Source organism: Paenibacillus sp. A14 (assembly GCF_036864815.1).
Lineage (GTDB): Bacteria > Bacillota > Bacilli > Paenibacillales > Paenibacillaceae > Fontibacillus > Fontibacillus sanfengchensis.
This window is the reverse complement of record NZ_JBAGJD010000007.1, coordinates 161,118-177,452: the sequence shown is the minus strand read 5'-3', so window position 1 is coordinate 177,452 and position 16,335 is coordinate 161,118. Positions and strand designations below refer to the sequence as shown.

Below are 16,335 nucleotides of genomic sequence, written 5' to 3'. Positions count from 1 at the left end.
TTGGCTTATTTTACGATCTTTGCTTCCCGCAATTATAATCATGATCTGGACGAACTGATCCAGGAGGTATTCCGGGACAAATTTAAAATCACCGGTTCGGCGGAAGGAACCCGTCAGGTGGAGATTCAGCCAAAGGGTTGGTTTAGCCGCAACAAAATCACGATCCGGGTGGCCGACGAGGAAACGGACCCGGCTTATTTCGAGAACAATGTCCCGGGGATGATGGGCTTCTATCAGGCGATTCCGTTTGAGGACGACGATTTGCAGTATCGCGTGATGGTGCAAATTTCCGTCATTAATACGATGCTGGCCATTGAAACGGAAAAAGACATCCGTCAGGAGGATCTCCAGTTGTTTGTCCAGCTGGCCGGCAAGGTGGGCGGCATCTGCTTCCTGCCCGACGGGACACTGCTCGACCTGGACGGGCGGGCCATCGTCACACCCGACGGCAAGTCGGGTCCGGCAGAGTTCAGCCCCCGCGCCTGCACCAAAAAAGTAAGAGGAGAAGACCGCTCCACGCCGGAGGGCCTGGCAAGAAAGCAAAGATCCCTGGCAGCCATTAAAGAGAAGGGGATCCCGATTCTTGAAACGCTGCCGGAGCTCCCTCCTCTGGAAGAACTGCGGGTAAAATCGCGGGACGAGATCGCGCGCAGAGCCGTAGCCCTGCTCATCGTCATCCAGTATGCCTGCGACATCGCCCAGGATGGCGATCTGCGGGAATCGAAGGAGTTCGTTCTGGAGATGCTGGACAAATTCGGTGTAGCGGACGAACTGACCGCAGCCGAGCGGGATTTGCTGGAGCAGCCGGAACCCGCATCCCAGGATGCCATTAACATCACTTGGCAGTATGAAGCTTACTGGGCGTTGCTCTGGGCGCTGGGACTGCTGGATGAGCTGGGCCATCCCGATGAAACGTGCGACTGCGATTTTGCCATTAACGTAGTGGCGAGTTGTGAATCGTTCGGCGAGTTCCTGGCAAAAACAACGCTGCGCCGTCCGGAGGAAATCCTGGACGAGGCGGACAAGCTCTACCGTCTGCATTGGGCCTGCGTGAACGAGCGCATCAAGGGCCAGCCGGCGCCGGCGGGCATGAATGAAAGCATTGTCCTGGAGCGCCGACGGGCGCTGTTCTGGATGCTCAGCTATCGTGACGAAGCCTGGGACGACATTAGCATGGATACATGAACCCATTGGACCTGCCCGTAGGGCGGGTCTTTTTTTGATATGATAGAGCAGGCGTGACGGACGGGGAGTGATAAGCAATTAGCGGGAAAACGTCCTGTTAATTTGGACGACCCTGTGCTTGGTTTATTATCCTGTGGTTTTTGCCATTCTAAATTGCAGAATCCAAACTGTTCATTATTGCAAGCATCTCCTACTATAGAGCTATAACCAGCTGAGTTGCTTCATCAGATACTAGTATCGCAAATGAGGGATTTCATCATGAGGGAACGCAAGATTGTCGACCTTCTGACCGGCAGTCAAGTCCCGGTTAAAATGAGCGAGCTGACACTTGAGCTTGGTCTCGCGGAACGTACGGTCAGAGAGCTGATCCGAAGCCTGAACAAAGAGGGCGAGAAAAACGGCTTTCACATTCGAATGATTCGTGGTCAAGGCTACCGTCTGGAGATGACGGACGAAACGCGCTTTAAGGCCTATCGGCTGCAAATGAAAGAAGACAGGAGAAACAACGTCGATCTCAACAACAAGACGGCGAGGCAGCAGTATTTGCTGTTTTATCTGTTCCAAAACAATTCATTTCAGTCGATGGAGCGGTTGGCCGACGAGATCGGCGTCAGCCGTTCCACGATCATCGTCGACTTGAAGGAAGTGGAGCAGCGAATCGAGCCGTTTGGGCTCAAGCTGAGCCGTAAAGCACACTACGGCATGAAGATCGAGGGCGACGAGCAGAACTTTCGGAAAGCCTTTTCCCACTTTATTTTAAACGACCGGCAGACGGTAAAGCAGTCCGAGGATTTTCAGCAGTTTCGTCGGGGCTTCGACGCTAAAAGGCTCAAAGCCCGCCTGCTGAAGCTGTTGAAGGATAACGGGCTGGACATTTCCGATGTCTATTTGAATAACATTGTGACCCATCTGTTTATTTTGTTGTACCGGGTCTCGCGCAGCAACCTGATCGTGGCCGACCAAATGATGCCGCGCAATCCCGAGCCGGTATATCAAAAGATCGCCAGGGACGTGGCGAAATGGATTGCCGCTGAATATGCCATTTCCCTGCCCCAGGACGAGGTCGAGTATTTGGCGCTCCATTTGTCGGGGAAGACGATCGTCCAGAATATCGGGGATGAGGAAAAAGAGGAGCTTAGAATCGGGATGAGCCGTATCCTCCAGACGCTGGACCATGAATTTTTGACGGAATTCAACCGGGACGACGAACTGAGGGAAGCGCTGCTGATGCATATGTTTCCGCTGCTGAACCGGCTGTACTACAATCTCCAACTGAAAAATCCGCTGGTGGAAGACGTATATAGCGAATACGCCAACGTTTTCGTCATTTCATTCCGGTTTGCGGAAATCATCGAGGAGAAGTACGGTTTCAAAATGTCCCGGGACGAGGCGGGGTACGTCGCTCTACATTTCGCTACCCATCTGGAGCGGATGAAACAGCAAAAGCTGGAGCAGTTCCGGCGCATCGCCGTCGTGTGTTCTTCGGGCGGGGGGAGCGCTCATCTGATCCGGCTGAAACTGGAATCGATTTTTCCCAAAGCTTCGGTAATTACGGCTTCCATCACGGAGCTGGACGAGCTGCAGGACCAGCCGCTGGATTTGATCCTGACCACGATCCCGCTGGAGGACGAGGTTTATAAGAAACCGATCATTCATATCAAGCAGTGGCTGGACGATCAGGAAATCCAGCGGATCAAGGAAATGATCTCCCTGCAGATCCATCCCGCGCATTCTTCGTACAAATTGAAGGATTTTAAAGATCTGTTTCATCGGGAGCTGTTTCATTTGTCCGGACCGGACGATTATCTGGAACTGCTGAAACGGCGCTGCGAAGAGGTAGTCGCCGCGGGATATTCGGCCTCCGACTTCACGGAACAGGTGTTGTTCAGGGAGCACAAATTTACGACCATCTACAAAAGCGGCGTGGCGGGTCCCCATCCGATGCGCATGGGCGCGATCAAGGACTGCATTAACGTTACCGTGCTCGAGAAGCCCATTGTTTACGACGACAAGCCGGTGCAGATCATTTTCCTGATTAATTTGCGCCCGGGGCAATTGTTTCTCCACAGGGAGATCAGCAAGCTTCTGCTGTTGATCATGGAAAAAGAGGATATCCGCGATAAATTGCTGCATGTCGAAACTTACGAACAATTTATTACCCTTATAGAAAATTTGTTATAGGAGCGGTTGAACCATATGGATTATGAACAAACGGTTATGCAAATCATCGCCAGCAGCGGCGAAGCCAGAAGCCTTAGCTTGAAGGCGGTCCGGATCGCGCGCGAAGGCAAGCTGGAGGAAGCCGAAGAATTGGTCAAGCAGGCGAAGGAAAAGCTCAAGGACGCGCACAAAGTCCAAACCAAGCTGATTCAAGCCGAGGGACGCGGGGAGAAAACGGAAGTAACCATGCTGATGATCCACGCGCAGGACCATTTGATGAACGCGCTCACCGTGCGTGAATTGATTGTGGAACTGATCGAAGAAATTAAAGCGCGTCTTGCGCTGCAACAACAAGTGGAAGGAATGGTGAAATAAATGAAGAAAATTTTGCTTGCCTGTGCCGGAGGTTTTTCGACAAGTATGCTGGTGGAGCGGATGAAGGAAGCGGCGAGAGCCCAAAACATCGAGGTGTTGATCGACGCCGCCGCCGAGAGTGACATTGCGGCGCAAGCGCCTTTTGACATCATTATGCTCGGGCCGCAAATGGGGCATGCCGAAGAGGAATTGGCAGAGGCTTACCCGCAGATCCCGGTAACGACCATCGATATGGCTGATTACGGGATGATGAACGGAGAGAAAGTGTTGGCTACGGCTTTCGAATTGATGGAGAAGGGAGCAAAATAAATGGCAGGGGGCGCTGAATGGAGAGTTAAAATCCAGAAAATCAGCAACAAAGTGCAGAAAAACATCTACATCAGCTCAATCTCCAACGGGCTGATGGCCCTGATGCCGATCCTCATCCTGGGCGCGATATTCTCTTTGATTAACGCGCTCAAGATCGAGGCGTATCAGAACTTTCTCACCAGCAGTGGTCTGAAAACGTTTACTTCGATGCCGATGACAGTGACGACCGATCTGATCGCAATTTATGCCACGTTTTCCATTGCTTACAATTTTGCGACGCAAAAGAAACAGCAGGGTTTTTCGGCCGGAATTTTGTCCCTGATGGGATTCTTCCTCGTCACTCCGAAAGGCATGCTGGATGACGGGGCGACGGCCGCGCTCGGCTACTCCTGGCTTGGGGCGAAAGGGTTGTTCGTCGCTATCATTGTCGCCTTGTTGGTAGGCACGGTGTACGTCTTCGTATTGGAGAAAAAATTCTATATCAAGATGCCGAAGGGTGTTCCGCCAACCGTGGAAAAATCGTTCGCGGCCCTGACTCCCGGGTTTCTTGTCGCGATCTTTCTGCTCGTCTTGTCCGCCATCTTCAGCGCGACTCCGTACGGGAATATGCACGAGTTTGTCTTCAATATCATTCAGGCGCCGTTGACCAGTCTGGGCGGAACCTGGTGGGCTATGCTGGTCTGCGTGTTCGTAATCCATCTGCTGTGGTTTTTCGGCGTGCACGGAACGCTGGTCGTCTATTCGGTGGTCGGTCCGATTTGGGTAACGCTCGGATTGGAAAATTTGGAAGCGTATCAACAGGGGCTCGAAGGTACGAATATTGTCGGCTCGCCGTTCTTTCCCGTCTATGTGCTGGTCGGGGGGGCCGGGGCCACGCTCGGGCTGATTATCTCGATGCTGTTCGCCAAGTCCAAACGATATAAAACGCTGGGACGGCTGGCGATCGTGCCAAGCTTTATCGGCGTGAACGAGCCGGTCATTTTCGGGCTGCCGCTGGTGCTGAACCTGCGTCTGATGATTCCTTTTATCGTGACGCCGATTATTACGAGCGGCCTGGCCATCCTGCTGACCGCCCTGGGCATCTTGCCCGTCCTTAACGGCGTGCAGGTTCCGCTCGGGATTCCGATCATTTTCAACGGCTGGATGACGGGCGGTTGGCGCGTCGGTTTGTTCCAAATCGTGCTGATTGCCATCAGCGTGGTCATGTACTATCCGTTCTTTAAAAAGGCCGATGCTGAGGCGCTGGCCGAGGAGCAGGCGGCTGAGGCAAAAGAGCTGGCTGCGGCTAAGGCTTAGAACAACAAGCTTAATATAATTATGACAAGGCGGTGAGGCTCGTTTATGGCGAGTGCATTTCCGAAACATTTTTTGTGGGGCGGGGCGGTTGCGGCCAATCAGGTCGAAGGCGCTTATAACACGGACGGAAAAGGGCTGTCGACCGCCGATGTCGTCCGCTATGTCCCTCCCGAAGAGCGCGGGAGCCTGGATCAACTGCTAGGCATGAGCCGGGCCCGGCTGGAGGAAGCGATTGCGGATACGGAAGGCAATTATCCCAAACGGCGGGGGATCGATTTCTACCACCGTTATAAGGAAGATATCGCGCTGTTTGCGGAAATGGGCTTCAAGGTGTTCCGGTTGTCGATCTCCTGGCCGCGCATTTTTCCCAACGGGGACGATGACATTCCGAACGAGGCGGGACTTGCGTTTTACGACCGGGTGTTTGATGAACTGCTGAAGCACGGGATTGAGCCGCTCGTGACCATCTCCCATTACGAAATGCCGGTAGAACTGGTCCGGAGTTATAACGGCTGGGCTTCCAGAAAGCTGATCGATCTGTTCGTCCGCTATGCGGAAGTGTTGTTTCAGCGCTATAAAGGTAAGGTCAAATACTGGCTGACTTTCAACGAAATTAACTGTACCTTGAAGGCGCCATTTCTGGGCGCCGGTGTGATTGTGGAAGGGGAGGCCAATCCGAAGCAAACCGCTTTTCAGGCGCTGCATCACCAGTTCGTGGCCAGCGCCCTGGCAGTCAAACGCTGCCGGGAATTGGACGGCGAGGCGAAAATCGGCTGCATGCTGGCGCGCAAGCTGATTTACCCGTACACCTGTCATCCGCTGGATGTCCTGAAAGCCCAGGAGGAAAACCAGATGGCGCAGTTTTGTACGGACGTCCAGGTACTCGGCGCTTACCCTTCGTTTATTAAGCGATACTGGGAAGAACACGGCGTAGCCATCGACATGCTGCCCGGGGATGAGGCGATCCTGCGGGAAAATCCCGTCGATTATCTGTCATTCAGCTATTACATGTCGGTGACGACCAGCGCCGATCCCGAAGGTGCGGTTCGGAACGGGGCGGCGCAAGCGGCGGGCAATCTGTCGGCCGGGCTGGCAAACCCTTATCTGGAGTCCTCGGAGTGGGGATGGCAGATCGACCCGGTTGGCCTGCGCATCGTCCTGAAGGAGATGTACGACCGCTACCGGATCCCGTTGTTCGTGGTGGAAAACGGGCTCGGCGCGGTCGATCGGATCGAGGAGGACGGAACGATCAGGGACGATTACCGGATCGAATATTTTGCCCGGCATATCGAGCAAATGGGCGAAGCGATCAAGGACGGAGTGGAGCTCTGGGGCTACACGAGCTGGGGCTGCATCGACCTGGTCTCCGCCTCCACCTCCGAGATGAGAAAAAGATACGGATTTATCTATGTGGATCAGGACGACGTGGGGAACGGGAGCTTGGAGCGAATCCGTAAAAAGAGCTTTTACTGGTACAAGAAAGTCATCGCTTCCCATGGGGAAGATCTTGAAAACCAATAAATCAGTACGGGGCTGTCCATCGCAGTATTGAACTGCGCTTGGGCAGCCTCGTTTTTATTGTCGGCGGCTGCTTTGGAGCTATGTGGCGGCTCGACCAGTTTATTTTCATGAGCCGCTTTTTTTGGACGGTTCTTCCACTCTATGGTATTTTTACGATATGCCCGTTTTTGTGGCTCCTGATCAGCGGTTTCAAAACGAATAGGATTTCTGCAACCGTCCGTTTGGGCTTTCCCGAAGCTGGCTGTGGAGGGTTATATGAATACGATGGAAGGGGAGATGGGGAATGGAATGGAGATGGAGTAAAGAGCTGGACGGGCCATGGAAAATCCAGCATTTCGAGCCGGGGGAGAAGCCGGCGCTGGAACTGGCCGCTCCGGGATTGGACGACCGTTTCTGGATCGGCGCCGACGTCCCGGGGGACGTCCATTCGGCTTTGATGAAGCGGGACATAATCGATCCGCCTTACTATGGACATAACGATGCCAAATGCCGGTGGATCGAGCGCAAGGAATGGTGGTACAGGACTAATTTTACGTTGGACGAAAAACCGGACCCTGCCGCCGGAGAGCGCGCCGAGCTGGTATTCGAAGGCCTGGATACGTTCGCGGCCGTGTTCGTGAACGGCCATGAAGTCGGGAAGACCGCCAACATGCTGATGTCCCATACGTTTGATGTAACGCGAATCGTGCGCAGCGGATGGAACTCGCTGGCCGTAAAGTTCGATCCGATTCATTTGCATCACCGGGACAAGGAGCAGTTCGAATGGTCTTCCTATACCAAGGAACGGCCTTGGCTGCGCAAGGCGGCGATGAATTTCGGCTGGGATTGGGGGCCGCGGCTGGTCACGGTGGGAGTCTGGGGCAAAGTCCGCCTGGAGCTGCGGAAGCTGGCCAAGCTGGAAAGCGTATACGCTTATACGGCCTCGGTGACGGAGGATCGCAGCGAGGCGGTTCTCGCTGTCGAGGCGGAGACGAGAGCCTTGGCGAGCGGCGTCCGTGCGGAAATCGAGGTGAGGCTGCGCGATGCGGACGGGCATGTTGTCGCTGAGGCCGTACAGCCGGTAGAGGAGAGTCGGAAGTCGCTCTACACGGGCAGACGGGCCAAGGCCGCCGCGGAGCTGCGGATTCCCGCTCCCCGGCTGTGGTGGACGCATGATCTCGGCGAACCGTATCTCTACCGTCTCGAGGTGGTACTCCGGGCGGAAGGCCGCGAGGTCGACCGGTACGCGCAGGCTTTCGGCATCCGGACGGTGGAACTGGCTTTGCGGGACGAGGCGGGCAACCGCTCGTTCACTTTTGTGCTGAACGGGATAAAGCTTTACGCCAAAGGGGCCAATTGGATTCCGGCCGACCAGATGATCGGCGCGATCCCGGAGGAGAGGTACCGCGAACTGGTGGAGCTGTCCGTGCAGGGGCATATGAACATGCTTCGCGTCTGGGCGGGGGGCATTTACGAGAAGGATATTTTTTACGAGGAATGCGATCGTCAGGGCGTGCTGGTATGGCAGGATTTTGCGTTCGCCAACGCGCTTTTTCCCGACTTTAACCGGGATTTCGTGGAAAATGTCAGGCAAGAGGTGGCCGATAATGTACGCCGCTTGCGAAACCGGGCTTCCCTGGCGCTCTGGTGCGGGAACAACGAGATCGACTGGCTGTACGACATGAAAACGGCCGGCGGGGATATTACCGGTCCATTTTACGGCGAGAGCATATACCATGAGTTGATCCCGGAGCTGTTGGAAGAGTTGGATCCGGTGCGGCCCTATTGGCCTTCCTCGCCTTACGGCGCGGAGGACGGCTTTGACGCCAACGATCCGGGAACGGGGGACCGCCACAACTGGCAGGTCTGGCACGGTTCCGTTTACCCCCGGATGTACGGCGAGCCACCGCGGCTCGACTACAGCATGCAGGGCGTGACGTTCAAAAATTACAAGCAGGACTTCGCGCTGTTCAGCAGCGAGTTCGGGATGCACGCCTCCGCCAACCGCTTCACTTTGGAGCGGAACATTCCGGCGGGCGAATTTTATTGGGGCAGCCCGGAGATGGCGTACCGGAACAAAGATACGAACCATCAGAAGGGGATTCTGCTGATGGAAAGCTTCACGGAAATCCCCCGGGATATCGAGGAATATATGAACTTCTCGATGCTGACGCAGGCGGAGGGGCTGAAATACGGCATCGAGCATTACCGCCGCTTAAAGCCGCGGAACAGCGGGGCGCTGGTCTGGCAACTGAACGACAGCTGGCCGGGAACCAGTTGGTCCATGATCGACTATGAGCTGCTGCCGAAGGCTTCGTATTATTATGGACGGACCTTTTTTCATCCGCTGCTGCTGTCACTGGAGCATGAACCGGGGGAGCCGCTGAAGGTATGGGTGGTCAACGACACGCTGGAGACTTTGAAAGGAACGGTAACCCTGAAGGTTTACCGTCTGGATGGGGGCGGCCTCGTATCGGAGACGGCGTTTGACGTCGAGGCCGTTGGTCCCGGCTCGGCGCTGCTGCTGAGCGAGCTTTCCGAACCGGAGGCGCTGGCCGGAGCTGCGTCTCCCGAGGAAGTGATGGTCGAGCTCACCGCCCAGGGCTTCGGCGCGCCGGCGAACCGCTATTACCTGCGGGACCCGAAGGATCTCCGGCTGCCGAAGGCTTCGCTTGCGGCGGAGACCGACCGGGAGGCCGGCACGGTAACGGTGACGGCGTCCGGCCGGGGCGCGGCCCGGCTGGTGAAGCTGGAGCTGCCGCTGGGGCGGGTCCGCTACAGCGACAACTACTTCGATCTGCTGCCGGGCGAGAGCCGGATCGTGGAGGTGCGGCATCCGGAGGGTCTGCCGCTGCCGTGGGAACAGCTGCGGGTCAGCGCGCTGAACGCATAAAAAAGGTTGACCGGGTGGGGGGCAGGCCTCCTCCGGTCAACCTTTTTTCAATTGGAGCAAATAACGGGAGAACCTCCCGTTATATTGGAACATTTCGCCCTCGGGGAGGAAATTAGCGGGAATTCCTCCCGCTAATGCCGTCCATAAAGGGCCAAATGCGACGTAGCGCCCGGATTAACGGGAGTTTTTCCCGTTAATTGCTCACCGCTTGCTCCCAGGCCGGAATTACCGGGAGTTTTTCCCGTTAATTTCTCCGCATGGCCCCGCGAAGTTCCCGCACCAGCGGCACCACCCCCTGGCAGCCCCGGCGCTCTTTTTTTCGCCTAGGCCCAGGCCCAGGCAGCTCTGCATGACGACGCGTGGCTGGCCGCACCATCTCGGCCGTCCGGGGCACTCCCGCCCGCTTTACAGGTCGTCAAACCCGTTGTCGTCGCCGACCTTCCCGTAGTTGCGGGACTTGGCTTCGAAAAAGTCCGTTTTGGTCGCGTTCAGCGCTTCGTCCGAGAACGGCTTGATCCAAGGCATGCAGTTGACGTCCACACCTGCGTAGCCTTTTTCCAGGCCCATCAGGGTGAGGCGTTTGTTGGCGATGTATTTGATGTAGTCGGACAGTTCGTTCAGGTCGATGCCGCGAACTTCTTTCAGGGTATAATGCGCCCAGTTGGTTTCAAGCTGCACGGCACGGTCGATCGTGCGGTAAACGTAGTCTATGTTTTCCTTGGTGTTCAGCTCCGGATAGTCGGTCAGCAGCTGTTTGAACACTTCGGCAAAGAAATAGCAGTGTTGGTTCTCGTCACGTTGAATGTACGAGATCATTTGGCTCGTGCCCATCATCTTCTGGTCGCGGGCCAGATTGTAGAAGAAGGCGAACGTACTGTAGAAGAAGATGCCTTCAAGAATCAGGTCGGCCACGAGCGCTTGGAAGAACGACTGCGGCGTCGGTTCGTCGCGGAAGTTTTGATAGATATCGGAAATAAACTTGTTCCGTTCAAGCAGAACCGGATCATGCTTCCAGTATTCGAAAATCTCCTTCTGCTCCTGCTCGGATACGATGGAGGAGAGCACGTAGGAGTACGACTGGTTGTGCACGACTTCCTGCTGGCCGATAATCGCCGAGATCGCCTCCAGCGAGGAGTCGGTAAAGTACCGCTTCACATCGCCGACGAACATCGTCTGCATCGAATCCAGCACGGCGAGCAGAGAGATATTGATTTTGAACGTGCGCTGTTCCTCCGGATCGAGCCCCACGAATTGCTGGGCGTCCTTGTTCATCGGAATTTCGTCCGCGATCCAGTGGTTCAGGAGCAGGACTTTATACAATTTATACATGTGCGGCATGCGGATATCGTTCCAGTTGAGTATCCCCGAGCATTCCCCGCCGATGATGCGCGTGGATTTGTTCGGCGCCTCCGTGTTAAAAATCGTTTGCAGTTGCATGGATTTTCATCTCCTTGATTATTTTGAAAACCGCCCGGGCCGGCTTCGCTTCCCGCGCTTCTTATGAAGCGCAGGACTCGCATTCCTCGATCGTCAGGGCGCGGCTGCGCACATAGTACGTCGATTTCAGGCCGGCTTTCCAGGCGTGCAGATGCAGGTCCAGGAATTCGCTCGCCTTGATGTCCGGGCGAACGTAGAAGTTGAAGCTTTGCCCCTGGTCCACGTGGCGCTGGCGGGCGGAAGCCATGTTGATCGACGCGTGCTGGTCGACCAGGAACGCCGTCTTGTAGTACCAGATCGTCTTTTCGGACAGATCCGGCGCCGGGTTGGCGATTTTGTACGTCGTCTTCTCTTCGTACGAGAGCAGCTCATACAGCGGATCGATGCTGGCCGTGGAGCCGGCGATGATCGAGGTCGAACCGTTCGGCGCGATCGCGAACATCCAGGCGTTGCGCACGCCGTTTTCGCGGACCAGCTCGGCCAGTTCTTTCCATTGCTCGGTCGTTACGAACTTGCCTTCGCGGGAGCCGTCGGTATAGCCGCGATGGGAAAAGTACTTGCCGTTTTCCCAATCGGAGCCGGCGAACTTCGGATAGCGCCCTTTTTCCTTGGCGAGCTCCATGCTGGATTTGACCAGCAGGTAGTTGATTTTTTCGTAAAGGGCATCGTTGTAAGCCACGGCTTCGTCGGATTCCCAACGGATGCCTTCCAGAGCCAGCAGGTGATGGAGCCCGAAGGTGCCGAGGCCGATCGCGCGGTATTGGCTGTTGGTGTACTGCGCTTGCAGCACCTCGATGTTGTTGATGTCGATGACGTTGTCCAGCATCCGCGTCTGGATCGGTACCAGGCGCTCCAGGACGCCGGCCGGCACGGCGCGGGCCAGGTGGATCGAATTCAGGTTACATACGACGAAATCGCCCGGGATTTTGGAGACGATGATCCGCGTTTGTCCGTCTTTCGTGATAAGCTCTTCTTTTTCCACCACGGTCGGTGTCTGGTTCTGCATGATCTCCGTGCACAGGTTGGACGAATAGATCATGCCGTGCGCCCGGTTCGGGTTGGCGCGGTTGACGGTGTCGCGGTAGAACATATACGGCGTGCCCGTTTCGAGCTGGGACTTCATAATGCGCTTCATGATATCGATCGCAGGCATCGTGATTCGCGGAAGCGTCGGATGGTTGACGGCCTCCTCGTATTTTTCGCGGAACGATCCTTTGCCGAACTCTTCGTCGTAGAAATCCTCCAGGCCGAGTGCACGGCCGTTCTCGTCTTTCCAGCCCATCGTCTTCTTCACTTCATGCGGACAGAACAAATTCCATTCGCCGCGCTCTTCGACCATTTCCATGAACAGATCGGGCAGGCAAACGCCGTGGAACACGTCATGGGCGCGCATCCGCTCATCCCCGTTGTTCAGCTTGAGGTCGAGGAAAGCGAGAATATCTTTATGGAAAACGTCGAGATAGACCGCAATCGCGCCCTTGCGCGTACCGAGCTGATCGACGCTGACGGCGGTGTTGTTCAGCTGGCGAATCCAGGGGATGACGCCGGAGCTGGTGTTTTTATGACCGCGGATGTCGGAGCCGCGGGCCCGCACCTTGCCCAGGTAGACGCCGATACCGCCGCCCATTTTGCTGAGCCGGGCCACGTCGGTGTTGGAATCGAAGATGCCTTCCAGCGAATCGTCGACGGTGTCGATAAAGCAGCTGGACAGCTGGCCGGCGACCTTTTTGCCCGCGTTGGACATCGTCGGCGTCGCGGCTGTCATGTAGATGTTGCTCATGGCCCAGTAAGCTTCTTTAACGAGCTCCATGCGCTTTTCCGCAGGCTCTTGGTGCATCAGGTACATGGCGATGATCATGTAACGTTCCTGCGGAAGTTCCATCGTCCGGCCTTCGAAGTCGGTGGCCAGGTAACGTTCGGCCAACGTCAGCAGTCCGATATAGTCGAACAGCAGGTCGCGGGACGGGTCGATCGTCTCGCCCAGTTCCTCAATTTGCTCTTTGGTGTAGCACTCCAACAGCTCCTCGCGGTAGATGCCGGTTTTGCACAGCTCGACGATCAGGTGATGGAACGATCCGTATGGCTCTTCCGGATACGCTTTATAGCGGCGGTTGACGGCCGCTTTTTTGTAGAGCGAGGTCAGCAGCGCGCGGGCGGCTGCGAATTTCCACTCCGGCTCTTCTTTTGTCACAAGTTCGAGCGCCGACATGGTGAACGCGTTGCTGATTTCTTCGCCGGTGACTTCGTCGCGTCTCAGTTTGGCGTTGACGCCGCGCAAAAGACGCTCCTTGTCCAAGGTATGTAGTCCGTGCAGAATGCGGTCGGCGTAGACGCCCAGGCGTTCGCTGTCAAACGCGAGCTGGCGGTTGTTGGGTTTATTTACGAGCAGTGGCATGAGTAAATTCCTCGCTTTCTGAGCATGGGTTGTTGCCCGGATCGGATCTCTCCGTCAGGCATTAAATCTACAAATTTTAATTCTAAAATTGAAAATATTCAGGAGAAAAGGGGCGCCCTGGAAAGGACGCCGTTGGCACTATTTTGAAAAGGTCTATAAAAATCATCACAGACCATAAATTATACTAGAAACTTAATAAGCTAGAAAGAGAAAGTTGGTTCCCAGAGCACCGCTTTTCCGGAAGCAAGACTTTGCGGAATGTCGATCAGTCTCTGGTTTGAGCTGCCCCGGTATAACAGGGAGGGGTCGCGCAGTTCCTCGACAAAGCGCCCGTCTACCAACACCTGGCAGCGTTCCAGCAGGCGGAATTCGGGCGACCCGGCCTCCGCGTGCTCCGGCGAGGTCAATTCCTCATAGGTATAGCCGCTATAAATCCAGATCGGGACCGGGCCGGCTTCCCCGCGGAGACGGTCGACAAACGCGCCGACTTCCGTCGCGGAGAAAAACGGATCCCCGCCCAGAAGGCTTACCCCGCTCAGCAGCGGGTTGTTTGCAATATCGGCGATGATCTCCGTCTCCCGTTCGGGCGTCAGCGGCTCGCCGTAATTGAAGTTCCAGGTGGCTGCGCTGAAGCAGCCTTTGCAGTAATGGCGGCAGCCGCTGATAAAGATGGCGGCGCGGAGGCCTTCGCCTTCATTGATGGATTCCGGGTAGTAGCCGCAGATGTTCATGCGTCGTGCTTGACCCGGTCCCGGACCTCCGCCTGTTTGGCCGCGTTAAAGCGGGTTTGGAAGTCGCCGGTCAAATAGCCGGTGACGCGGCGCAGGCGGCGGATATGGACATCGTTCTCGTGACTGCCGCAGGAAGGGCAGTTCGCGCCGATAATCCCTTCAAAACCGCAGGCGGAGCAGCGGTCGATCGGATGGTTGATGCTGAAATAGCTGACCTGCTGCGAAAGCGCGTATTGGACGATCTTCAGGAACGCCGCCGGATTGCTGCGGGCGTTGCCGTTCAATTCGATATAGGAGATCGCTCCGGCATTGCACAGGTTGTGGAACTGCGCTTCGAGCTCGATTTTTTTGGCGGCGCTGAGTTTGTAATACACCGGAATGTGGAAGGAGTTCGTATAATACTCGCGTTCCACAACGCCCGGCACAGTACCGTAAAAGGCGCGGTCGCGTTTCGTGAACTTCCCGGACAGCCCCTCCGCCGGGGTGGCGAACAGGGTGATGTTCAGGTTGTGAACCTCACTCATCCGGTCGCAGTAGTCGCGCATGTAGGCGATCAAATCGTAAGCTTTTTTGTAGACCGCTTCATCCTCGCCATGGTGCTTGCCGTACATCGCCTTCATGCACTCCGCAAGACCGATGAAGCCGAGGGAAAGGCTGCCGTGCTTCAGCAGTTCTCCGACCGCGTCATCCGGACCGAGCTGTTCGCCGCCTTCCCATACCCCTTCACGCATCATAAAGTCCGAGGCTTTGGCTTTTTGGGCGGACTGGATCTGGAAGCGGTGCAGCAGGCCTTCCAGAGCAATGTCCAGGTAGTGGTCCAGCTCCCGGTAGAATCCGCGCTCATCGGCTTCCTTCCGCCGGCCCAGCGCGATCCCGTGCTCCAGTCCGAGCTTGACGAGATTCAGCGTATTAAAGGAAAGATTACCTTTGCCGGACAGGCGGTTCCGGCCGAACCGGTCGCTCAGCACGCGCGTGCGGCAGCCCATAGTGGCGAATTCGGTATCCGGATTCTGCGGATCGTAATGCATCAGATTCAGCGGTGCGTCCAGATTGGCGAAGTTCGGATAGAGCCGCTTGGCCGAGCATTCGGCCGCCATCAGGAACAGCTCGTAATTCGGTTCGCCCGGATTCTGGTTGATGCCCTGTTTACACTTGAAGATTTGGATCGGAAAAATCGGCGTCTCCCCGCTGCCGAGTCCCCGCATTGTCGCGGACAGCAGCGAACGGATAACGAGCTGGCCTTCCGGCGAAGTGCAGGTGCCGTAGTTGATGCTGGTGAACGGGATTTGCCCGCCCGCGCGGCTCGACATCGTATTGAGATTGTGGATCAGACTTTCCGCGCCCTGGAGCGTTTCGGTTTCGGTTTCTTTTAACGCGTATCGGAAAGATTTCGGGAACCGCTCCCGGAGATCGCTGCGGCTCATGGTCACCTCACCGCCGAGGTCGGCGGCCGGATCGCCTTCTTCCAAATAATCCAGCCCTTTGCGGAAGTATTTGGCGAAGGACTTGGCCACATAAGGGGCCAGGTCAAAATCGAGCATGTTGGCGGAGACGCCGCCGTATTGGCTGTTTTGCTGCGACTGGAAAATAATCGCGACGAGCGCCATCGCCGTCATGATCGAATTCGGCGGTCTGACACTGCCGTTGCCGGTATTGAAGCCCTCGCGGAGCAGTTTGGCAAACGGGATAAAAATGCAGTTCGTCGTGCCGATGGCGTATTGATCGAGGTCGTGCACATAGACCACATTATCTTGGATCGCTTGAACGAGCCGCGCAGGCATCACGAAATGGTTGGCGTACCATTTGGCGTATTCGCTGCCGAACTTGCTCATTTTGCCCGAGAAGCTTTCCCCGTTCAAATTGGCGTTTTCGCGCAGGACTTCCAAATTGGAGCTGGATACGATTTCCTCGCCCAGATTAATAACTTCATCCAGCATTTGTTCCTTGGAGGTACCTTTATTTGTATTTGTAGTGAAATGGTTGAGCAGTGCCATGATAAAATCTCCTTCCGATTCACAATTAGAAATAAAAAAGCATTTCCACCCCCAAAGAGG

Annotated in this window: 11 protein-coding genes; 7 read left to right on the top strand and 4 right to left on the bottom strand. The window is 55.9% G+C overall.

The genetic code is table 11. The features are described from left to right. The 7 genes from V4U88_RS19005 (at window position 1) to V4U88_RS18975 (ending at window position 9,718) form a co-directional block, all read left to right on the top strand. Window positions 1–1,185, top strand: coding sequence for a DUF4272 domain-containing protein (locus V4U88_RS19005; RefSeq protein ID WP_334074825.1), 1,185 nt, complete (start codon window positions 1–3; stop codon window positions 1,183–1,185). Window positions 1,186–1,443: 258 nt separating this feature from the next. Next, window positions 1,444–3,366 carry a BglG family transcription antiterminator gene (locus V4U88_RS19000; RefSeq protein WP_334074824.1) on the top strand — a complete coding sequence of 641 codons (1,923 nt, stop codon included), beginning with the start codon at window positions 1,444–1,446 and terminating at the stop codon, window positions 3,364–3,366. 15 nt (window positions 3,367–3,381) lie between these two features. Then, window positions 3,382–3,720, top strand: a complete 339-nt coding sequence (locus V4U88_RS18995; RefSeq protein WP_334074823.1) for a PTS lactose/cellobiose transporter subunit IIA — start codon at window positions 3,382–3,384, stop codon at window positions 3,718–3,720. Then, the gene (locus V4U88_RS18990) at window positions 3,721–4,029 is read left to right on the top strand and encodes a PTS sugar transporter subunit IIB (protein WP_334074822.1); all 309 of its coding nucleotides are present in this window, start codon (window positions 3,721–3,723) and stop codon (window positions 4,027–4,029) included. After that, entirely contained in the window at window positions 4,030–5,325 is a 1,296-nt protein-coding gene (locus V4U88_RS18985; RefSeq protein WP_334074821.1) for a PTS sugar transporter subunit IIC, read from the top strand. Window positions 5,326–5,370: 45 nt separating this feature from the next. After that, window positions 5,371–6,846, top strand: coding sequence for a glycoside hydrolase family 1 protein (locus V4U88_RS18980; RefSeq protein ID WP_334074820.1), 1,476 nt, complete (start codon window positions 5,371–5,373; stop codon window positions 6,844–6,846). 283 nt (window positions 6,847–7,129) lie between these two features. Then, entirely contained in the window at window positions 7,130–9,718 is a 2,589-nt protein-coding gene (locus tag V4U88_RS18975; protein WP_334074819.1) for a beta-mannosidase, read from the top strand. Window positions 9,719–10,123: 405 nt separating this feature from the next. Here the strand turns inward: V4U88_RS18975 and V4U88_RS18970 are convergent, their stop codons facing one another. From V4U88_RS18970 to V4U88_RS18955, 4 genes are all read right to left on the bottom strand, one after another. Then, window positions 10,124–11,155 (bottom strand): ribonucleotide-diphosphate reductase subunit beta, encoded by a 1,032-nt coding sequence (locus V4U88_RS18970; protein ID WP_334074818.1) that lies wholly within the window; start codon window positions 11,153–11,155, stop codon window positions 10,124–10,126. A 61-nt stretch (window positions 11,156–11,216) separates the two neighbouring features. Continuing rightward, the gene (locus V4U88_RS18965; RefSeq protein WP_334074817.1) at window positions 11,217–13,550 is read right to left on the bottom strand and encodes a ribonucleoside-diphosphate reductase subunit alpha; all 2,334 of its coding nucleotides are present in this window, start codon (window positions 13,548–13,550) and stop codon (window positions 11,217–11,219) included. 200 nt (window positions 13,551–13,750) lie between these two features. Further along, window positions 13,751–14,281 carry an anaerobic ribonucleoside-triphosphate reductase activating protein gene (gene nrdG, locus V4U88_RS18960; protein ID WP_334074816.1) on the bottom strand — a complete coding sequence of 177 codons (531 nt, stop codon included), beginning with the start codon at window positions 14,279–14,281 and terminating at the stop codon, window positions 13,751–13,753. Next, entirely contained in the window at window positions 14,278–16,218 is a 1,941-nt protein-coding gene (locus tag V4U88_RS18955; protein WP_442951896.1) for an anaerobic ribonucleoside triphosphate reductase, read from the bottom strand. Before V4U88_RS18955 ends, nrdG begins: the two co-directional genes overlap by 4 nt. Window positions 16,219–16,335 lie beyond the last annotated feature (117 nt).